Annotated in this window: 17 protein-coding genes; 7 read left to right on the forward strand and 10 right to left on the reverse strand. The window is 60.9% G+C overall.

Features of this window, described 5'->3' with window-relative positions:
- Window positions 1–93: 93 nt before the first annotated feature.
- Entirely contained in the window at window positions 94–984 is an 891-nt protein-coding gene (locus A7D21_RS21345) for a polysaccharide deacetylase family protein (RefSeq protein WP_053254823.1), read from the reverse strand.
- An 83-nt stretch (window positions 985–1,067) separates the two neighbouring features.
- Window positions 1,068–2,318 carry an OprD family porin gene (locus A7D21_RS21350; protein ID WP_053254824.1) on the reverse strand — a complete coding sequence of 417 codons (1,251 nt, stop codon included), beginning with the start codon at window positions 2,316–2,318 and terminating at the stop codon, window positions 1,068–1,070.
- Window positions 2,319–2,568: 250 nt separating this feature from the next.
- Here A7D21_RS21350 and A7D21_RS21355 point away from each other — a divergent pair, with 250 nt between their 5' ends.
- Complete coding sequence (locus A7D21_RS21355) at window positions 2,569–3,021, forward strand: hypothetical protein (protein ID WP_073637191.1); 453 nt, start codon at window positions 2,569–2,571, stop codon at window positions 3,019–3,021.
- Window positions 3,022–3,104: 83 nt separating this feature from the next.
- Here the strand turns inward: A7D21_RS21355 and adeC are convergent, their stop codons facing one another.
- From adeC to A7D21_RS21370, 3 genes are read right to left on the reverse strand one after another with little or no spacing between them, the layout of a single operon-like run.
- Complete coding sequence (gene adeC, locus A7D21_RS21360) at window positions 3,105–4,562, reverse strand: AdeC/AdeK/OprM family multidrug efflux complex outer membrane factor (RefSeq protein ID WP_053254826.1); 1,458 nt, start codon at window positions 4,560–4,562, stop codon at window positions 3,105–3,107.
- Complete coding sequence (locus tag A7D21_RS21365; protein ID WP_053254827.1) at window positions 4,559–7,720, reverse strand: efflux RND transporter permease subunit; 3,162 nt, start codon at window positions 7,718–7,720, stop codon at window positions 4,559–4,561. The genes adeC and A7D21_RS21365 overlap by 4 nt, the downstream gene beginning before the upstream one ends.
- Window positions 7,721–7,723: 3 nt before the next feature.
- Complete coding sequence (locus A7D21_RS21370) at window positions 7,724–8,878, reverse strand: efflux RND transporter periplasmic adaptor subunit (RefSeq protein WP_053254828.1); 1,155 nt, start codon at window positions 8,876–8,878, stop codon at window positions 7,724–7,726.
- A gap of 286 nt (window positions 8,879–9,164) precedes the next feature.
- On the opposite strand from A7D21_RS21370, the gene A7D21_RS21375 reads away from it, so the two are divergent.
- Window positions 9,165–9,797: a TetR family transcriptional regulator gene (locus A7D21_RS21375; RefSeq protein ID WP_053254829.1), complete on the forward strand. Its 633-nt coding sequence runs from the start codon at window positions 9,165–9,167 to the stop codon at window positions 9,795–9,797.
- Between the two features lie 234 nt (window positions 9,798–10,031).
- Here the strand turns inward: A7D21_RS21375 and A7D21_RS21380 are convergent, their stop codons facing one another.
- Genes A7D21_RS21380 through A7D21_RS21390 form a run of 3 tightly spaced genes read right to left on the reverse strand, consistent with a single transcriptional unit; the run spans window position 10,032 to window position 12,626 of the window.
- On the reverse strand, window positions 10,032–11,087 hold the full coding sequence (locus A7D21_RS21380) for an alkene reductase (RefSeq protein ID WP_053254830.1): 1,056 nt from the start codon (window positions 11,085–11,087) through the stop codon (window positions 10,032–10,034).
- A 31-nt stretch (window positions 11,088–11,118) separates the two neighbouring features.
- Window positions 11,119–12,285 carry an MFS transporter gene (locus A7D21_RS21385; RefSeq protein ID WP_017137251.1) on the reverse strand — a complete coding sequence of 389 codons (1,167 nt, stop codon included), beginning with the start codon at window positions 12,283–12,285 and terminating at the stop codon, window positions 11,119–11,121.
- Window positions 12,286–12,299: 14 nt separating this feature from the next.
- A complete protein-coding gene (locus tag A7D21_RS21390) occupies window positions 12,300–12,626 on the reverse strand; it encodes a helix-turn-helix transcriptional regulator (protein WP_053254831.1) in 327 nt (108 codons plus the stop codon).
- A 154-nt stretch (window positions 12,627–12,780) separates the two neighbouring features.
- Here A7D21_RS21390 and A7D21_RS21395 point away from each other — a divergent pair, with 154 nt between their 5' ends.
- On the forward strand, window positions 12,781–13,365 hold the full coding sequence (locus tag A7D21_RS21395) for an ACP phosphodiesterase (RefSeq protein ID WP_069552636.1): 585 nt from the start codon (window positions 12,781–12,783) through the stop codon (window positions 13,363–13,365).
- Window positions 13,366–13,474: 109 nt separating this feature from the next.
- Here A7D21_RS21395 and A7D21_RS21400 read toward each other — a convergent pair whose 3' ends face one another.
- Window positions 13,475–14,266 carry a 1-acyl-sn-glycerol-3-phosphate acyltransferase gene (locus tag A7D21_RS21400; protein WP_053254833.1) on the reverse strand — a complete coding sequence of 264 codons (792 nt, stop codon included), beginning with the start codon at window positions 14,264–14,266 and terminating at the stop codon, window positions 13,475–13,477.
- On the reverse strand, window positions 14,266–15,021 hold the full coding sequence (olsB, locus tag A7D21_RS21405) for an L-ornithine N(alpha)-acyltransferase (RefSeq protein ID WP_053254834.1): 756 nt from the start codon (window positions 15,019–15,021) through the stop codon (window positions 14,266–14,268). The genes A7D21_RS21400 and olsB overlap by 1 nt, the downstream gene beginning before the upstream one ends.
- A 334-nt stretch (window positions 15,022–15,355) precedes the next feature.
- On the opposite strand from olsB, the gene A7D21_RS21410 reads away from it, so the two are divergent.
- The 4 genes from A7D21_RS21410 (at window position 15,356) to A7D21_RS21425 (ending at window position 18,600) form a co-directional block, all read left to right on the forward strand.
- Entirely contained in the window at window positions 15,356–16,438 is a 1,083-nt protein-coding gene (locus A7D21_RS21410) for a serine hydrolase (RefSeq protein WP_053254835.1), read from the forward strand.
- Complete coding sequence (locus tag A7D21_RS21415) at window positions 16,435–16,749, forward strand: hypothetical protein (protein ID WP_053254836.1); 315 nt, start codon at window positions 16,435–16,437, stop codon at window positions 16,747–16,749. The genes A7D21_RS21410 and A7D21_RS21415 overlap by 4 nt, the downstream gene beginning before the upstream one ends.
- Before the next feature lie 110 nt (window positions 16,750–16,859).
- Window positions 16,860–17,441: a YceI family protein gene (locus A7D21_RS21420; RefSeq protein WP_069552637.1), complete on the forward strand. Its 582-nt coding sequence runs from the start codon at window positions 16,860–16,862 to the stop codon at window positions 17,439–17,441.
- Between the two features lies 1 nt (window position 17,442).
- The gene (locus A7D21_RS21425; RefSeq protein ID WP_069552638.1) at window positions 17,443–18,600 is read left to right on the forward strand and encodes a phosphatidylserine/phosphatidylglycerophosphate/cardiolipin synthase family protein; all 1,158 of its coding nucleotides are present in this window, start codon (window positions 17,443–17,445) and stop codon (window positions 18,598–18,600) included.
- Window positions 18,601–18,609 lie beyond the last annotated feature (9 nt).

The following is an 18,609-nucleotide window of genomic DNA, read 5'->3' on the forward strand; positions in this document are numbered from 1 at the left end:
ATAGCCGGTCGGCTGTTGATGAATAGTCAGGCGGGGGCGCCTGAAGGGGACTACGTGTCCACAATAAATGCCCTGCGAAGGCTGGCGGGTGTGTCAGTGTGAATCTGCGTCCCATATCCAACTCCACGCACCTGGCAACTGCACGGGTTCATTGACATCCTTCACCGTGCGCGCCAGTGCTGCGCGTTCCAGCGCGGCATGCTCGGTGTAGAACGGCTCGGCGGCGGTCTTCATGCCGTTGATCCGGGCACTGTCCATCAGGATCTGTAGATACTCCTGCATATGCCGCGCGGTGTAGCGGTTGATATCGTGGAAGGTCACCACCACCGGTATCACACCGTCGACGGTCGGTAACTCACCCAGCGCAATGCGCTCGCGGACTACCGACAGTTGCCGATACAAATTCGCGCGCCGACGCGGGCTGCCGTTGAAGCCCCAGATCTTGCCGTCATTGGCACTCAGGTCCGTCAACAATACGTGCATGCCGTGGCGCTGGTAGGCAGCGAAAGTGCGCTTGTCGTAGTTCCAGAAGGGCGGGCGTACCAGCGCCGGTGAGGCGCCAGTGATCGACGCAATGTCGGCTGCACCCTGGGTGAGCGTGCGTTCAAGTTCGGCGTCATTCAGCCAGCGGTGGTTGGTATGAAACGCCGTGGCCGTGTGGAAGGCCAGGACATGCCCGGCGGCGTATTCGCGTTCCATGGTCTTGTGCCCCCGCGGGTTACCGCCGGACCGGGAGGCTTCGGTCTGCAGGAAGAACACCGCCTTGATGCCCGGCAGCACCGGGTTTTTCGCAAGATCGGCCATCACCGAGCGGCTCGGGTTGTTATAGCCGGAGGCGCTGGGGCCGTCATCGAAGGTCAGCAGAAAACGGATCGGCGCCTGGGCCTGCAGACGCTCTGTGGTCTGCGGCGTCAAGGCAATAGGCGCACTCATACAGCCGCTGAGGCTCAGCGCCAGGGCGATTGCGATGGCGAAAGATTTCATGGTGTGCACGGGCTCGAATGGAGGCCGCTGCTGGGCGAATCAGCAGCGGCAGGCGCGAACCATACAGCAAGTCCGACGCCGGTTTACAGCAGACTTATCGGGTAGCTGACGATCAACCGGTTTTCGTCGAACTCGTTGTTGCTGTAGTCCCTGCGCATCGTCGAATTGCGCCAGCGTACGTTGAGGTCCCGGAGTGCGCCGCTTTGCACGGTGTAGCCCAATTCGCTCTCACGGCCCCATTCCTTGCCGTCGGTGATGGTCCCGGTGTGCACATTACTGCCGCTGATATAGCGGTTCATCAGCGTCAGGCCCGGTACGCCGAGGGCGGCGAAGTTGTAGTCGTGGCGCACTTGCCAGGATTTCTCCTGGGCGTTGTCGTAGCTGGAGTTGTAACTGTCGTTGGCCAGGGTGCCACCGCTGGTGCCGTTGACGCGCATCCAGGCACTGTTGCCGGTGAGTTTTTGCAGGCCGACGTAGAACGTGTTGCCCCCGTAGCGAGCGGAAAACAGGCCGGACCAGGTCTTGTTGTCCAGGTCTCCTGCGCGGGCGCTGCCGTCATCCTTGCCATAGAAAAAGCCGAGATTGGCGCCCAAGGTCCAGTCGCCGATGGGCTGGCTGTGGGTCAGGTTGATGTATTGCTGGCTGTAGATGTCCTTGAGCTGGGCGTTCCACACGCCGATTTGGGTGCGCTTGTCATTGAACGCGTATTCGCCGCCCTGGAAGTTGAAACGGTCGGAGGTGAAAGCGGCTTTGCCGGTCATCGACATGTCCGACATGCTGCTGTCATCGCGCGGGCTGTTGGCCCGGAACTGCCCGCCATAAAGGGTCAGGCCGGCAATTTCCCTGGAGGTAATTTGCCCGCCGCGCAGGGTTTGCGGCAGGGAGCGGCCGTCGTCCGCGCGCAGGATGGGCAGCACCGGCATCCACTCGCCGACCTTCAGTTCGGTCTTCGAAATCCGCGTTTTAAAGGCAACGCCGAGGCGCCCGAAGTTATCCGCCGGGCGGCCGTCGTGGTCCAGCGGCAACAACTGGGTGCCACCGGTGCCGCGCCCGCCATCAAGCTTTTGTGAGTACATACCCAATACATCCAGCCCGAAACCGACGGTGCCCTGAGTAAAGCCGGACTTGGCGTCGAGGATGAAACTTTGCGTCCACTCCTGCGCGCCGCCCTGGGCTTTGGTCGGGTTGGTGTAATTGCGGTTGAAGAAGAAGTTGCGCATGTTGAGGTTGGCGCTGGCGTCTTCGAGAAAACCGTGTTCCTCGGCGACCACGGGTAGGGCAAGGCTGGCGACAGCGGTCGCCAGCAATAGCTGGCGCGGGTGGAAAGTGCTCATGGTGGTGGACCTGTTGTTATTGGGGTTATGCAGGTGCCGGCCATGGTGCTTGGCGGTGTGGGGGCGATGAAAGTGGGGGAGGGCGGGTTGTGGGCGATGATCGAACGCAATTGTGGCGCGTCAACTCGTCAGCTTCTGGCGTATGGGGGCTGGTGTCTACTGTCAGGTTTAACAGTAGATGCCGTGTATTCAAGCGCCTATTTTCGTGGCGGCAGCCGTTGCTTTCCAAGTGTTTAAGGGAGAAGAGCTCATGAATTTTGGATCATATGTGGGTCAGTGTTTAACGTCTTCGGATGAGTTCGACGCCAGCCTGACCATTGCGCACAAGAAGCCGATTCCGATTAACTTCGACAACCTTGAGTTGCAGTCCTGCATCGAGGGCGGTCAGCTGTGCATTCGCCTGGGGATTCAAAGCAAGCCTGGCGCCAATAATGAGTTGACCCTTGAGGCTGACGCGCTCCCGTTGAAACCGGGAATGACCTATCCCATCGGTCCGAAATCCTTGCCAGTGAGGGCCCGCTTTGGTTTGGAAGGCTACCTTGAGCACCTCCCCGACATTTATTGGGGCAATTTAGACGTCAATCACATCTACACCGACAAAGCCGGCAAGACATCGATCAATGTCAGCTTCTCGATCGGTTGGGATGACGATGACGGTAACGAGATGGAGCTCAAGTGCTCGACGCTGCAGGTCAGTACCTAGGCTCATTGGGATGATGACCAATATGTCGGGATATAAAAAAACCGCTTCCTGTGAGGGAAGCGGTTTTTTTCACAACAGCACGATCAGAACAACTTCAGTGCCGGTGCTTCTTCTTTCAACGGCTCGTTCTTCGCGGTCTGCTCATTCCAGCCACCGCCGAGGGCCTTGTACAGGTTGACCTCGCTGTTCAGCTGCGCCAGGCGGTCGGTGATCAGCGATTGCTGGGCACTGAACAGCTGGCGTTGGGCGTCGAGGAAGGTCAGGTTGCTGTCGACACCAATGCGGTAGCGACGCTCGGCCAGGCGGTAGTAATCCTGGTTGGCGGCGACAAAACCACGCTGGGCATCCAGCTGCTGCTTGTAGGTCTCACGCGCGGCGAGGCCGTCGGAAACTTCCTGGAAGCCGGTCTGAATCGCCTTCTCGTAGTTGGCCACGTTGATCTCTTTCTGGATCTTCGAGTAGTCCAGGCTTGCGCGCAGGCTACCGGCGTTGAAGATCGGGATGTTGATCTGCGGGGCGAACGACCAAGTACCCGAGCCGCCTTTGAACAGGCCGCCCAGCGTCGGGCTGGCAGTGCCGGCGCTGGCGGTCAGGCTGATGCTTGGGAAGAACGCAGCACGCGCCGCACCGATATTGGCGTTGGCAGCCTTGAGGTTGTACTCGGCCTGCACAATGTCGGGACGACGTTGCAGCAGGTCGGAGGGCAACCCGGCCGGCACTTCGCTGAGCAGGTCATCCGACAGCGGCTTGCTGGCGATATTCGCCGGCAGGCCAGTGCCCAGCAACAGGGTCAGGCTGTTTTCGTCCTGAGCCACCTGGCGGGTATACCGCGCCAATTGCACGCGGGCATTTTCCACCGAGGTGCGCGCCTGGCTGAGGTCGAGGGCCGAGGCCACGCCAACTTCGTTACTGCGCGTGGTGAGCTTGTAGCTCTGCTCGAATGCGCCCAGGGTTTCCTGGGTCAGCTTGAGCAGTTCCTTGTCGGCCTGCCAGGTCAGGTAGGCGTTGGCCACACTGGCCACCAGGCTGATCTGGGTGCTGCGCCGCGCTTCTTCAGTGGCGAAGTACTTTTGCAGGGCTTCTTCACTCAGGCTGCGCACGCGGCCGAACAGGTCCAGTTCATACGAGCTGATCCCCAGGCCCGCCGAGTATTGGCTGGCGATGGTCGATTCGCCGCTTTGCGACAGTTTGGCCGGGGTGCGCGAACGGCTGCCGCTGCCGGTTGCCGAAACGGCCGGGAACAGGTCGGCACGCTGGATCTGGTATTGCGCCGCGTAGGCGTCGATGTTCAAGGCCGCGACACGCAGGTCACGGTTGTTCACCAGCGCAGTCTGGATCAGCTGTTGCAGGGCAGGGTCGTGGAAAAACTGCTTCCAGCCTTGCTCGGCAGCGGCCTGGCCCGGCGCCTGGGCCGACGAATACGCCGGCCCTTGCGGGAACTGAGCAGCCACCGGTGCTTCAGGGCGCTGATAGTCAGGTATCAGCGAGCAGCCACTGAGCACGAATGCCGTGACGGCTAGGGAAAGTAGCGACTTGCTCATTGGCCAGCCTCTTTAGGAGTTTCAGTAGTAACCGTCTTTTTACGTTCGCCCGCGGCCGATACGGTCGCGAAGAACAGTGGGACCCAGAAGATCGCCAGGACGGTGGCGGTGATCATACCGCCAATTACGCCGGTACCGATTGCATGCTGGCTGCCTGAGCCTGCGCCGCTGGAGATCGCCAGTGGCAATACGCCGAGGACGAACGCCATGGAGGTCATGATGATCGGCCGCAGACGCATGCGGGACGCCTCGATGGCCGCCTCGACGATGCCTTTGCCTTGTTCGTGAAGCTCCTTGGCAAACTCCACGATCAGGATGGCGTTTTTCGCCGCCAGGCCCACCGTCACCAACAGGCCCACCTGGAAGAACACGTCGTTGGACAACCCGCGCATGCTGGTCGCCATCAACGCACCCACAACCCCGAGGGGCACTACCAGGATCACCGCAATCGGGATCGACCAACTTTCGTACAGTGCCGCGAGGCAGAGGAACACCACCAGCAGCGACAAGGCGTACAGCGCAGGTGCCTGGGAGCCGGACAGACGTTCTTCATACGACAGGCCGGTCCACGCATAGCCAACACCTGCCGGCAGTTGCTTGGCGATACGCTCGACTTCGGCCATGGCGTCACCGGTACTGTAGCCCGGCGCCGGGGTGCCGAGGATTTCCATCGCCGCAACACCGTTGTAGCGCGAGAGTTTCGGCGAACCGTAGATCCACTTGCCCGACGCGATGGCGGACAACGGCACCATCTTCCCGGAGTCGCTGCGCACGTACCATTTGTTCAGGTCTTCAGGCGACATGCGGCTGGCGGCGTCACCTTGCACGTACACCTTCTTCACCCGACCACGGTCGATGAAGTCGTTGACGTAGCTGCCACCTAGGGCGATCGCCAGGGTCTGGTTGATATTCGACAGGGTGATGCCTTGGGCACTGGCCTTCTCGTCGTCGACGGTGAGCTCGTACTGCGGCTCATCGTTCACGCCGTTGGGGCGCACACCTGCCAGAATCTTGCTTTGTGCTGCCATACCCAGGAACTGGTTACGCGCCGCCATCAGTTTATCGTGGCCGACACCGCCCTGGTCTTGCAGGAACACGTCGAAGCCGGTGGCGTTACCCAGCTCCAGTACAGACGGCGGAACGATGGCAAATACCATGGCGTCCTTGAATGTCTGCATGAAGTAACCCTGGGCGCGCTTGGCGATCTCGAACACCGAGGTGGAAGCGTCACGCTCGCCCCACGGTTTGAGCATCACAAAGGCCAGGCCCGAACTTTGGCCGCGACCGGCGAAGTTGAAGCCGTTTACGGTAAACACCGATTTCACGCCTTTGCCTTCGCCTGGCTCGCCTTCCTTGTCGTTGAGCAGGAATGTGCGCATGTCGTCGATGACTTTTTGCGTACGTTCAGCCGTAGAACCGACCGGCGTCTGCACCTGGGCAAAGATCACGCCCTGGTCTTCATCGGGCAGGAACGCCGCAGGGATGCGCATGAACAGCCAGATCATGCCGGCGATGATCAGTGCGTACACCAGGAACGCCGGGATCTTGTGCTTGATCATGTTACCCACGCCGCGCTCGTAGCTCAGTACGCCACGGTCGAAGGTGCGGTTGAACCAGCCGAAGAAACCACGCTTGGGTTGGCCGTGTTTTTCCGGGTCGATCGGCTTGAGCATGGTGGCGCACAAGGCCGGGGTGAAGATCAGCGCAACCAGTACCGACAACGCCATGGCCGAAACGATGGTGATGGAGAACTGTTTGTAAATCACACCGGTGGAACCACCGAAGAACGCCATCGGCAACAGCACCGCCGACAGTACCAGGGCAATACCCACCAGGGCACCCTGGATCTGGCCCATGGACTTGACCGTCGCCTCCTTGGGCGACAGGTGCTCCTCGGCCATCACCCGCTCGACGTTTTCCACCACGACGATGGCGTCATCCACCAGCAAGCCGATGGCCAGGATCATGCCGAACATGGTCAGGGTGTTGATGGTGAAGCCGAACGCAGCCAGGATCCCGAAGGTACCCAGCAACACCACCGGTACGGTCATGGTGGTGATGATGGTCGCGCGGAAGTTCTGCAGGAACAGGAACATCACCAGGAACACCAGCACGATCGCTTCGACCAGGGTGTCGACAACACCGGAGATCGATTCGGTTACGACTGGGGTGGTGTCATACGGCACCACCGCCTTCATGCCAGGCGGGAAGAACGGTTCGAGCGACGCGACGGTGGCGCGGATGGCCTTGCCGGTGTCCAGGGCGTTGGCGCCCGACGCCAGCTTGATCGCCATACCGGAAGCCGGCTTGCCGTTGAACTGCGCAGCAATGCTGTAGTTCTGGCCACCGAGCTCAATACGGGCGACATCCTTCAGGCGTACCTGTGAACCGTCGGTATTGACCTTCATCAGGATATTGCCGAACTGCTCGGCCGTCTGCAGGCGGGTCTTGCCGATGATCGTGGCGTTCAACTGGGTGCCGGGCAGGGCAGGCAGGCCGCCCAGTTGGCCGGTGGCCACCTGTACGTTCTGTGCGGAAATCGCCGTGCTGACATCCACCGGCGTGAGCTGGTAGTTGTTCAGCTTGCCCGGGTCCAGCCAGATACGCATCGCGTACTGCGAACCGAACACCTGGAAGTCACCGACACCCGCAGTCCGCGAAATCGGGTCCTGGATGTTCGACACGATGTAGTTGGACAGGTCGTCCTTGGTCATGCTGCCGTCTTCCGACACCAGACCGATCACCATCAGGAAGTTCTTCACCGACTTGGTCACGCGGATACCCTGTTGCTGCACTTCTTGCGGCAGCAGCGGGGTGGCCAGGTTCAGCTTGTTCTGCACCTGAACCTGGGCGATATCCGGGTTGGTACCCTGGTTGAACGTCACGGTGATGGTCATGCTGCCGTCGGAGTTACTGTCCGAGGAAACATAACGCAGGTTGTCGATACCGTTGAGCTGTTGCTCGATGACCTGCACCACGGTGTCCTGCACGGTTTGTGCGGACGCGCCTGGGTAGGTCACCTGGATGTCGATGGCGGTCGGCGCGATGGCCGGGTATTGGTTGATGGGCAACTTCATGATCGAAAGTGCCCCGACCAGCATGATCACCAGGGCAATAACCCAGGCGAAAATGGGGCGGTCGATAAAAAATTTCGACATGGGTTACTCCCCTTTGCCAGCAGCGGCAGCAGGAGCAGCAGCAGTGCCAGCGTCAGCAGGCTTAGCGTTGTCGGCTGCCTTGACCTTGACCTCGACGCCCGGCTTGACGTACTGCAAGCCTTCGGTGATCACACGGTCGCCGGCGTTCAGGCCTTTTTCCACCAGCCAGTAGGCGCCGTACGTACGGTTGGCCACCAGCTCACGTTGCTCGACCTTGTTGTCGGCGTTGACGATCAGCGCCGTTGGCGTGCCCTTCAGGTCGCGGGTCACGCCTTGTTGCGGTGCCAGGATAGCCTTGCTGTTCACGCCGGCTTGCAGCTGGGCGTGGACGAACATGCCCGGCAGCAGGGTGTGGTCAGGGTTCGGGAACACGGCGCGCAGGGTCACGGAACCGGTGGTCTGGTCGACCGACACTTCGGAGAACTCCAGCTTGCCGTCCTGGCCGTAAGCGGTGCCGTCTTCCAGGGTCAGCTTGACCTTGGCCGCGTTTTCGCCGGATTTTTCCAGCTGGCCGCTTGCCAGGTCGCGGCGCAGTTTGAGCATTTCTGCCGAGGACTGCGTGACGTCGACGTAGATCGGGTCCAGTTGCTGGATCACGGCCATGGCATCGGCCTGGCCATTGCTCACCAGTGCGCCTTCGGTGACCGAAGAGCGGCCAATACGCCCGGAGATCGGCGCGAACACTTTGGTGTAGCGCACATTGATCTGGGCGGTTTGCACATTGGCTTCGGACGTCATGCGGTTGGCGACGGCGGTGTCGTATTCCTGACGGCTGACAGCTTGCTCATCGACCAACTGCTTGTAGCGGTCGGTGATCGACTTGGTTTGGGTCAGGCTCGCTTGTGCGCTTTTCAGGGTGGCTTCATACACCGACGGGTCGATCTGGTAGAGCTGTTGCCCTTCCTTCACGTCGCCGCCTTCCTTGAACAGGCGCTTGAGAATGATGCCATTGACCTGAGGACGAACCTCCGCGATGCGGTAAGCCGTGGTGCGGCCCGGCAGCTCGGTGGTCAGGGTGAAGGCTTGCGGTTGAATGGTGACCACGCCGACCTGAGGGGTTTGAGCGGGCGGAGCCGCTTCTTCCTTTTTACATCCGCTGAGCAGCGATGCCAGGGCGACGGCAGTGACCAGAGCGGTAACAGCTGGCTTAAGTTGCATGAAGATCCTCGGGTCAGGCGCGCAGAATGCGCACAAGAAGTGTGGAAGGGTAAAAAACAAGCTGTGAGTAGATAAGTAGCTTGCTACGCAATATACTTACGTTCATGGTTGTTTGTAAACTCTTGACAGGCTTCGCAGGTTGTTGACAAAGCAGCCCCGAAAGCCTCGATTTTAGTACGTTCGGTGCCCAAGACGGTGTCGTCCCACAATTATTCAGATGATCGTTACCGCCTATTAAAGCAGCGTTACCGATAGTCCCAAGTGTTCTGATTGAGGTTTTACTGCCATGGTTCGTCGCACCAAAGAGGAAGCTCAGGAAACGCGCAGCCAGATTCTCCAGGCCGCCGAGCAAGCCTTTTATGAGCGCGGCGTCGCGCGGACTACGTTGGCGGACATCGCCGCGTTGGCCGGGGTGACGCGCGGGGCTATCTATTGGCATTTCAGTAACAAGTCCGATTTGCTGCAGGCACTGCTCGACACCCTGCACGAACCGTTGGACGAGTTGGCGCGGGCCAGTGAAAGCGAGGATGAAGTCGACCCGCTTGGCTGCATGCGCAAGCTGTTGATTCATTTGTTTCATCAGGTGGCTCTGGACCCGAAAACCCGGCGCATCAACGAGATTTTGTTTCATAAGTGCGAGTTCACCGATGAAATGTGTGACATGCGTCGCCAGCGCCAGACCCATAGCCTGGAATGCAACCTGCGTATTGGCCTGACCTTGCGTAACGCGATCCATCGCGGGCAACTTCCGGAAAATCTCGACACCACCCGTGGGGCGGTGTGCATACATGCCTATATCAACGGGATCATTGGCCAGTGGCTTCTGGTGCCCGACAGTTTTCAACTGCATCAGCAGGCTGAACGCTGGGTTGATGCGGGGCTGGACATGCTGCGCCTGAGCCCCAGCCTGCGCAATTAAGACAAAATGCGTAATTACTTCCAGTTGTGTCAACAGTAAAGACGAGACACAGTCCATCGTCCCTTCGGACGATTGGTGGGGTGACTTTATATACGGGCTGGCGGGCGGTTGATAGGTAGCCGCCTAAGTATTTTGTAGCGATATTGTTGCAAGGCTGTAAAGGAATGTTTCCCGGCCCCAATGAAAAAGCCCCGGTTCCTTCGAACTGGGGCTTTTTCGTTTCAGCGGATTACATCAAATTGCCAGTGTCGGGTAGTCGATGTAGCCGACCGGGCCCTTGGCGTAGAAGGTTTCCGGGTGCGCTTCATTTAATGGCGCATCGGCCTTCAGGCGCGCCGGCAGGTCCGGGTTGGCAATGAACGGTACGCCGAAGGCCACCGCATCAGCCTTGCCGGAAGCCAGCCAGGCATTGGCGCTGTCTTTGGTGAAGCGTTCGTTGGCAATGTAAGCGCCGCCGAAAGCTTTTTTCAGTTGTGGGCCGAGGCTGTCGCCGGCTTCTTTTTCACGCGAGCAAATGAACGCGATACCCCGCTTGCCCAGTTCGCTGGCAACGTAGGTGAAGGTTTCGGCCAGGTTGTCGTCGCCCATGTCATGGGAGTCGGCGCGCGGTGCCAGGTGCACACCCACACGGCCGGCGCCCCAGACTTCGATGGCCGCGTCGGTCACTTCCAGCAGCAGGCGCGCACGGTTTTCCAGGGAACCACCGTAGTTGTCGGTACGTTTGTTGGTGCTGCTCTGCAGGAACTGGTCGAGCAGGTAACCGTTGGCGCCGTGGATCTCCACGCCGTCAAAACCTGCAGCCTTGGCGTTTTCGGCACCGACGCGGTAAGCGTCGACGATGTCGGCGATTTCAGCGGTTTCCAGGGCGCGTGGGGTTGGGTAGTCGGCCAATGGGCGCACCAGGCTCACGTGACCTTTTGGCTGGATGGCGCTCGGTGCCACCGGGGTTTCGCCGTTCAGGTAGGACGCGTGGGAGATCCGGCCAACGTGCCACAGTTGCAGGACAATCTTGCCACCCGCGCCATGCACGGCCTTGGTCACATTGGCCCAGCCGCGCACTTGGTCGTTGGACCAGATGCCCGGCGTGTCCGGGTAGCCCACGCCCAGCGGCGTCACGGACGTGGCTTCGCTGAGGATCAGCCCGGCGGAAGCGCGTTGCACGTAATACTCGGCCATCAGCGCGTTGGGTACGCGACCGGCATCGGCGCGGCAGCGGGTCAGCGGTGCCATGATGATGCGGTTCGACAGTTCCAGGTCGCCCAGTTTGATCGGATCGAAAATAGTCGTCATGGGATAACACCCTTCTCTTTAAGTGGATTGATCAGTTGGTCGCAGGGGCCAGGTCGGCATCGCCGCTCTGACGGAAAGTAATCAAGGTCACCAGCAAGGCAAGAATCGCCAGGGCCGCAGCGGCCAGAGGCACGCTGGTCAGGCCGAAACCGTGGGCAATCACACTGCCGCCAACCCAGGCGCCCAGGGCGTTGCCGATGTTGAAGGCGCCGATGTTCAAGGTGGACACCAGGTTCGGTGCCGCCTTGCCGAAGGTCACCACGTTGATTTGCAGCGCCGGTACGGCAGCGAACGAGGCGGTGGCCCACAGGAACAGGGTGATTTCAGTCGGGATCACCGCGACGCTGGTCCAGGTCAACACCGTGGAGACCACCGCCATGCTGATGAACACGCCGATCAGGGTGGCCGCCAGGCGTTTGTCCGCCAGCTTGCCGCCGATGATGTTGCCCACGGTGAGGCCCAGGCCGATCAACAGCAGGGTCCAGGTCACGCCTTTGGGCGACACGCCGGTGACGTCGCCAAGCAGTGGTGCGACATAGGTGAAGAGGGTGAACATGGAGGCGGCGAACAGCGCGGTCATGGTCAGCGACAACCAGATGCCGGCGCCCTTGAGGGCGGCCAGTTCGGCGCGCATGTCGAGTTTTTCTTCGTCGCGCTTGGCCGGCAGGAAACGGATCAGGCCGATCAGCGCCACCACACCAATGACGGTCACTGCCCAGAAGGTCGAGCGCCAGCCGGCTTCCTGACCCAGCGCGGTGCCCAGCGGTACGCCGAGTACATTGGCCAGGGTCAGGCCGGTGAACATCAAGGCTACCGCCGACGCGCGCTTGTTGGCCGGCACCAGGTTGGCGGCGACCACCGAACCGATACCAAAGAAGGCACCGTGGCACAGCGCGGTGACCACACGGGCAAACATCAGCACGTTGTAATCACTGGCCAGCGCACAGAGCAGGTTGCCGACAATAAAGATGCCCATCAACGCTACCAGGGCGGCCTTGCGTGGCAGCTTGGCGGTGGCCAGTGCCATGAAGGGCGCGCCGATGGCCACGCCCAGGGCGTAGCCGGTGACCAGCCAGCCGGCGCCGGGAATCGACACGCCCAAGTCCGCCGCCACGTCGGGCAGCAAGCCCATGATGACGAACTCGGTGGTGCCGATGGCGAAGGCGCTCAGGGCCAGTATGAGTAGCGAGAGGGGCATTTGCGTGTCCTTGGTTACAGCGGTTCGATGATTTCGGCGCTGAGTTCAGTCGTGAGTGCCGCGAGGAATGCTTGGATCACTTCCTCGTTACGCTTGAAAAAGTGCCACTGCCCGGCCTTCTGGCTGCTGATCAACCCGGCGCGTTGCAGGGTGGCCAGGTGGGCCGACACGGTCGACTGGGACAAGCCGCAGCGCTGGTCGATCTGCCCGGCGCAGATGCCGTATTCGTGGTTGTGCAATTGCTCTGGGAACTGCACTTTCGGGTCTTTGAGCCAGGTGAGAATGTCTCGTCGTACTGGGTGTGCCAGTGCTTTTATTATTTCGTCGAGGTCGATGGACATGGCGGTTGCTCGGTTTCGTAAAGCGTTATATCGCGATGAAGCGAACTTTAAATCGGTATATCCCGATATACCAATATGATTTTGGTCTTAAGCCAGATCAAATCGGTATATCGGGTTATAACGATACGTTGACGGCAGTGCTAAACTGCGCGCCATGAATTATCTCGCACATCTGCACCTGGGCGGCCAACTTCCTGCACAACTGCTGGGCAGCCTCTATGGTGATTTCGTCAAAGGCCGGCTGCAGGGGCAGTTCAGCCCGCAAATTGAGTCGGCGATTCAGTTGCATCGCTCGATTGACCGTTTCACCGACAGCCACCCGCTGGTAGGCGCGGCGTTGTCACGCTTCAGCCTGACCCGCAAGCGCTACGCCGGGATCGTCCTCGATGTGTTTTTCGACCACTGCCTGGCGCGGGATTGGGCGCTGTATGCCGAGCAGCCTCTGGAGCACTTCACGTCACAGGTGTACCGCGTACTCGCCGCCGAGCCCCAGTTGCCGGGGCGGCTGGCGCAGATTGCACCGTATATGGCAGCGGATGATTGGCTGGGCTCATACCGAGAGTTCGCGGTAATGGAGCAAGTGTTGCGGGGGATTTCGCGGCGCCTGACCCAGCCCGAGGAATTGGGCCATGCGATGCAGGAGTTGCGGGTGCTGTATGAGCCGTTGAGCGAAGACTTCCGGGTGTTCTACCCCGAATTGCAGAAATTCGCACACGCCCAACTGATGAGTGGGATCTAAATGTGGGCGCGGGCTTGCTCGCGAATGCGCTGTATCAGTCAGCCTATTTGTTGCTGACAGACTGCATTCGCGAGCACGCCCGCTCTCACATTTTTTAACCGTGCCCGCTTTAGGCCGCAAACGCCGGTCGCACCGCCACGTGCTCAGTTTCCGGCAACGGCCCAAACAACGCTTTCTGAACCGCCTGTTGCGCCTGGAACGCCAGCGCTGCGCGTTCCTGCCCGGCACAGGCAATCGGCGTGAGCACATGGATTTCCACATCGCCCTGGTCATTGGCAAACAGGCGCATCAGGTGCGAGAGCAAATCGTCATCGCCGATAAACGGTGCCAGCGGGTCCACTTGCCCGTCGCGCAGGTAACGGATCGCCACCGGTTGCAGTGACACGTCCGCATCAATCGCACTGGCCAGCAAGCGTCCGTGAAAGGTGCGCAGGCTGCGCCCGTCGGTGGTGGTGCCCTCAGGGAACATCAGCAGCGGGTGCTGTTGTTCCAGGTGACGGGTCATCTGCTTGCGGATCAACTGGCTGTCGCCCGAACCCCGGCGGATAAACAGGCTACCGGCCTTGGCCGCCAACCAGCCGGCCACCGGCCAAGTGCGCACTTCGGCCTTGGACAAAAACGACATCGGCGTGACCATGCCCAGCAGCGGAATATCGGTCCAGGACACGTGATTGCTCACCCACAGCATCGGCGTTTGCGGCAACTCACCGTGGACTGTCACGCGAAAGGGCAGGGCGTTGGTCAGCCGCGCCATGAAAAACCGCGACCAGCGCTGGCGCCGCACCATTGAGTTGGCCACACCCAAACGCTCGAACACACCGAACACACTGGCCATGCTCAAGCCCAGCGCGACCACCAGCAGCACTCGGGCGATGCGCCCGTACACACGCAGGCGGCCCATTACATGGCCGCCTTGAAGTGGCGTGCGTAACGCGGGCACAACTCATCGCGCTTGAGCAGGATGAACACGTCGGCCACCTGGAAATCTTCATCCCAGCACGGCTCGCCGCAGATCTTCGCACCCAGGCGCATATAGGCCTTGAGCAGCGGCGGCATTTCCGCGATCACGTTGGTCGGCAGGTCCAGCGCCGGCAGTGGTTTTTTCGGCTCAGCGCGCAAGTGTTCGTTGCACAGGTAACGTTCGCGAAGGCGCTGCATGATCGCGTGGGCCTGGATGCCGCCGTCGTGCATCGGGATGCTCGCGCAGCCCATCAAATAGCTGTAGCCGCCCTGATTCAAGACTTCCGCCAGCTCGCCCCACAACACCGCAATGGTGCCGCCATTGCGGTAGGCCGGGTCGACGCAGGTGCGGCCGATTTCCAGGATCGGCCCTTGCAGGTGCCGCAAGCCATGCAGGCTGAATTCTTCTTCGCTGTAGAACCGGCCCAAGGTGCTGGCGGCCTGGTGATCGAGTAAACGGGTGGTGGCCACCAATCGACCGCTGTTCAAGTCACGCACGCCAATGTGGCTGCAGTGAACATCATAGTCATCCATGTCCAGACCCAGTTCCGCGCCTTTCAGCTTGGCGTTGAACTCGCCGCTGAACACGTTGAACCGCAGGGCCTGGGCTTCCTGCAAAGCCTGTGCGCCAATCAGGCGTTCGGCTTGCAGACGGCGTTCATTGCCGGTGTCGCTGATGCGGGCGATCTGAGTCATGGCGAATCTCCGAGTGCCAGCCACGTTCCGGCCGGTCGACTTGTTTGTCCAAACTCAGGCTATGTAGGCTCGGTGTCATCTCCATGAAGTTCCAGTGACGCTTAGATGACAGCCGCGGCAGGGCGTCTGCTACCGGATGCAGCGCGATCCAAATGTGGGAGGGGGCTTGCTCCCGATGACGGTGGATCAGTTACAGATAAGCTGACTGAGCCACTGCCATCGGGAGCAAGGCCCCTCCCACAATTAACAGGCACCCACTCAAGACTCGCGTAGCAAAACTGTCACTCATCCAGGCTAGGCTCGCGGGCTTGAATGCCCCCTTGAGTTTGTGCCCATGGTCCGAGGCCTGTTGTGTGTTGCCCTGCTGTTAGTCACCGTCACCGCCCACGCCGAAACCTGGCCTGACAAGGCGTGGGCCAAGGGCACACCGCTCGACGGTGCCGCTGTTGACGCCCTCAATGCCTACGCTTTTCCAACCCGTGACGATGCCACCCGCCAGGGCATCCGCACCGACGCGCTGCTGGTGATCCGCGATGGCGTGATCATCTACGAACGCTACGCCGCGCCCACCACCGCCGACACGCCGCACCTGACCTGGTCGGTGAGCAAAAGCCTGATGGCCACCGTGCTCGGCGTGGCCTACGGCGAACACCGCTTCAAACTCAGCGACCCGGCGGCGCGCTTCTACCCACCGATGAAACAACACCCCAAGGTGACCCTGGCCGACCTGCTGCACTGGGCCTCGGGCCTGGACTGGCAGGAAGACTATGAATACGCTCCGCTGAAATCCTCGGTGGTGGCGATGCTCTACACCCGTGGCCGCGCCGACATGGCCGAGTTCGCCGCCGATACCGAGGCCGCCGCAGCACCGGGCCAGGCCTTCCGATATTCCAGCGGTGACAGCGCTATTTTGTCCGCCACCCTCAAAGGCATGCTCGGCCACAAGGCCTATGTGGATTACCCGTGGGAGGCGCTGTTCAAGCCGCTGGGCATTCATAACGCCACCTGGGAAACCGACGCCGACGAAACCTTTGTCGCCTCGTCCTACGCCTACCTCACCGCACGCGACCTGGCACGCGTCGGCCTGCTGATGGCGCGCGACGGTCGTTGGGGTGAGCAGCAATTGCTGCCCAAAGAGTGGGTCGCTTTCAACCGCCAACCCTTCGACAAATACCAGCCAGGCCAGGACGAAGCCGTCCCCGGCGGCCAATGGTGGCTCAACCGCGAAGTGCAGGGCGCCCGCCGACCGTGGCCCGATGCGCCGGCCGACACGTTCGCCGCTCTCGGCCACTGGGGCCAGGCGTTGTTTGTGATGCCGGATGAACACCTGGTGATCGTGCGCTACGGCGATGACCGCGATGGCAGCTACCGCCACAATGAGTTGCTCAAACGCGTGCTGGCGGCGGTGCAGCCATGATCCGCCGTCACCCGGTTATCAGCGTTTTCCTGCTGCTATTACTCGCCCTGCTGGGCTGGGTGTGGCACGAGCGCGTCAACCTGCAAGCCTTCCCTGACATCATCGCGGCGTACACGGCCAAGGAGTATTGCTCGTGCCGGTACGTGGAGAACAATCCGGCGGCCTATTGCCTCGGCTATGTGAAGCAGTACGTGCCCGTCAGCCGCTTCATCGACACGCCGGAACGCAGTGAGGTCACGGCGAGTGGGTTGGGGCGTACGCACACGGCAAGGTGGTTGGGTGAGCGCCAAGGCTGTCGCTTGAATCCCTGAAATACCCAAAATCCAATGTGGGCGCAGGCAAGCCAGCGCCCACATTGGATTTGCGCCGTTTGTGACATTGCGCTTAAGGTTCGTCCAGGTTTTTTTCCCCATGAGTCTTTATGTTCAATGCCAAACCTTTGGCTTTCACGCTGCTGACCTGTGCAGCCCTGCCTGCCCACGCCGATTGGTACCTGGATAACGAATCCTCACGGCTGTCGTTCGTGACCACCAAAAATACCGAAATCGCTGAAGTGCAGCGCTTTTTGGTATTGCACGGCAAAGTCGACAGCCAGGGCGCAGCGCAAGTGGAAGTGGAGCTCGAGTCGATCAACAGCGGCATCCCGCTGCGCGATGAGCGTATGCGCAATGAGCTGTTCCAGATCAAAACCTTCCCTGAAGCGTTGATCCGCGCGCAGATCAACCTGCAACCGATTAATGACCTGGCCCCCGGCGCGCAAGTGGAATTGCGCCTGCCTCTGAGCGTCACCCTGCATGGCAAGACCCAGACCTACAGCGCCGAGTTGTTGGCCACCCGCCTGGATGACCGGCGTTTCCAGGTGGTAACCCTGGAGCCGGTGGTGTTGCATGCCGAGGATTTCGAGCTGGCGCCGGGCGTGGCGGCGTTGCGTAAGGCGGCGGGGCTTAAGTCGATCAGTTTGTCGGTGCCGGTGGGTGCGGTACTGATCTTTACGGCGCGCTGAGATGAGCGGCGCAGTGTTTCCGTGGCGCAGCGCCAACCGGTTCGAGTTGCTGGTCGACGGGCCGAATTTCTTCCCGCAGATGCTGGTGGGCATTGCCCGCGCCGAGCGGCAGGTCGAATTGGAGTTGTACCTGGTGGAAGCCGGTGCATGCGCCGACGCCATGGTGCAGGCGTTGGTGCTGGCCGCCGAACGCGGCGTGGGCGTGCGTTGCCTGTTTGATGATTACGGCAGTCTGGCGTTTACGCTGGGGCTGCGCAAACGCCTGACCGACGCGGGCGTGGAGCTGCGCTTTTACAATCGTTTGAGCTGGCGGGGTTGGGTGCGCAACCTGTACCGCGACCACCGCAAACTGTTGCTGATCGACCAGAGTATCGCGCTGGTCGGCGGTACGGGCGTCACGGATGAGTTCTGGACGCCGGGGCAAGACACCGCCGAGTGGCATGAAGTGATGGTGCAAATCAGCGGCCCGCTGGTGCTGGACTGGCAAGCCCTGTTCGAACGTCAATGGCACGCCAATGTGGCGCGCCGCGCGTGGAAGCCCTCCACCCACTTTGGTTTGCCGCGCCTGCCCAAGGTGCCTGCGGCCGGGCCGGGTCTTGGCCGCGTGGCCTATGCCGACGCCCGCCAGCACCGCGATATTTTGCAGTCGCTGATTCGCGCATTGAACAAAAGCCAGCGACGGGTCTGGCTGGCGACCCCGTATTTTCTGCCGACTTGGGGCGTGCGCCGTGCGTTGCGCCGTGCGGCCGGACGCGGTGTGGATGTGCGTTTGCTGCTCACCGGTCCGCGCACCGATCACCCCTCCGTACGTTACGCCGGGCACCGTTATTACCCGCGCTTGTTGCGCGCGGGTGTGCAGATCTTTGAATACCAGCCGTGCTTTTTGCACCTCAAAATGGTGCTGGTGGATGATTGGGTAAGCATCGGTTCGTGCAATTTCGACCATTGGAACTTGCGCTTCAATCTGGAAGCCAACCTGGAGGCACTGGACCCTGAGTTGACGCTGGCCGTGGCGGGCAGTTTCGAGCGCGATTTTGCCCAGAGCCAGGCGGTGAGTCTGGAGGCGTGGAAGGCGCGGCCGTTATGGCGGCGCGTGAAGCAGCGGCTGTGGGGATGGATTGATCGGTTGGTGGTGAATCTGTTGGATCGGCGGGGGTAATTCACCCCC

Origin of the sequence: Pseudomonas sp. AP19, from assembly GCF_001728855.1 — a bacterium.
Taxonomy (GTDB): Bacteria; Pseudomonadota; Gammaproteobacteria; order Pseudomonadales; family Pseudomonadaceae; genus Aquipseudomonas; species Aquipseudomonas fluorescens.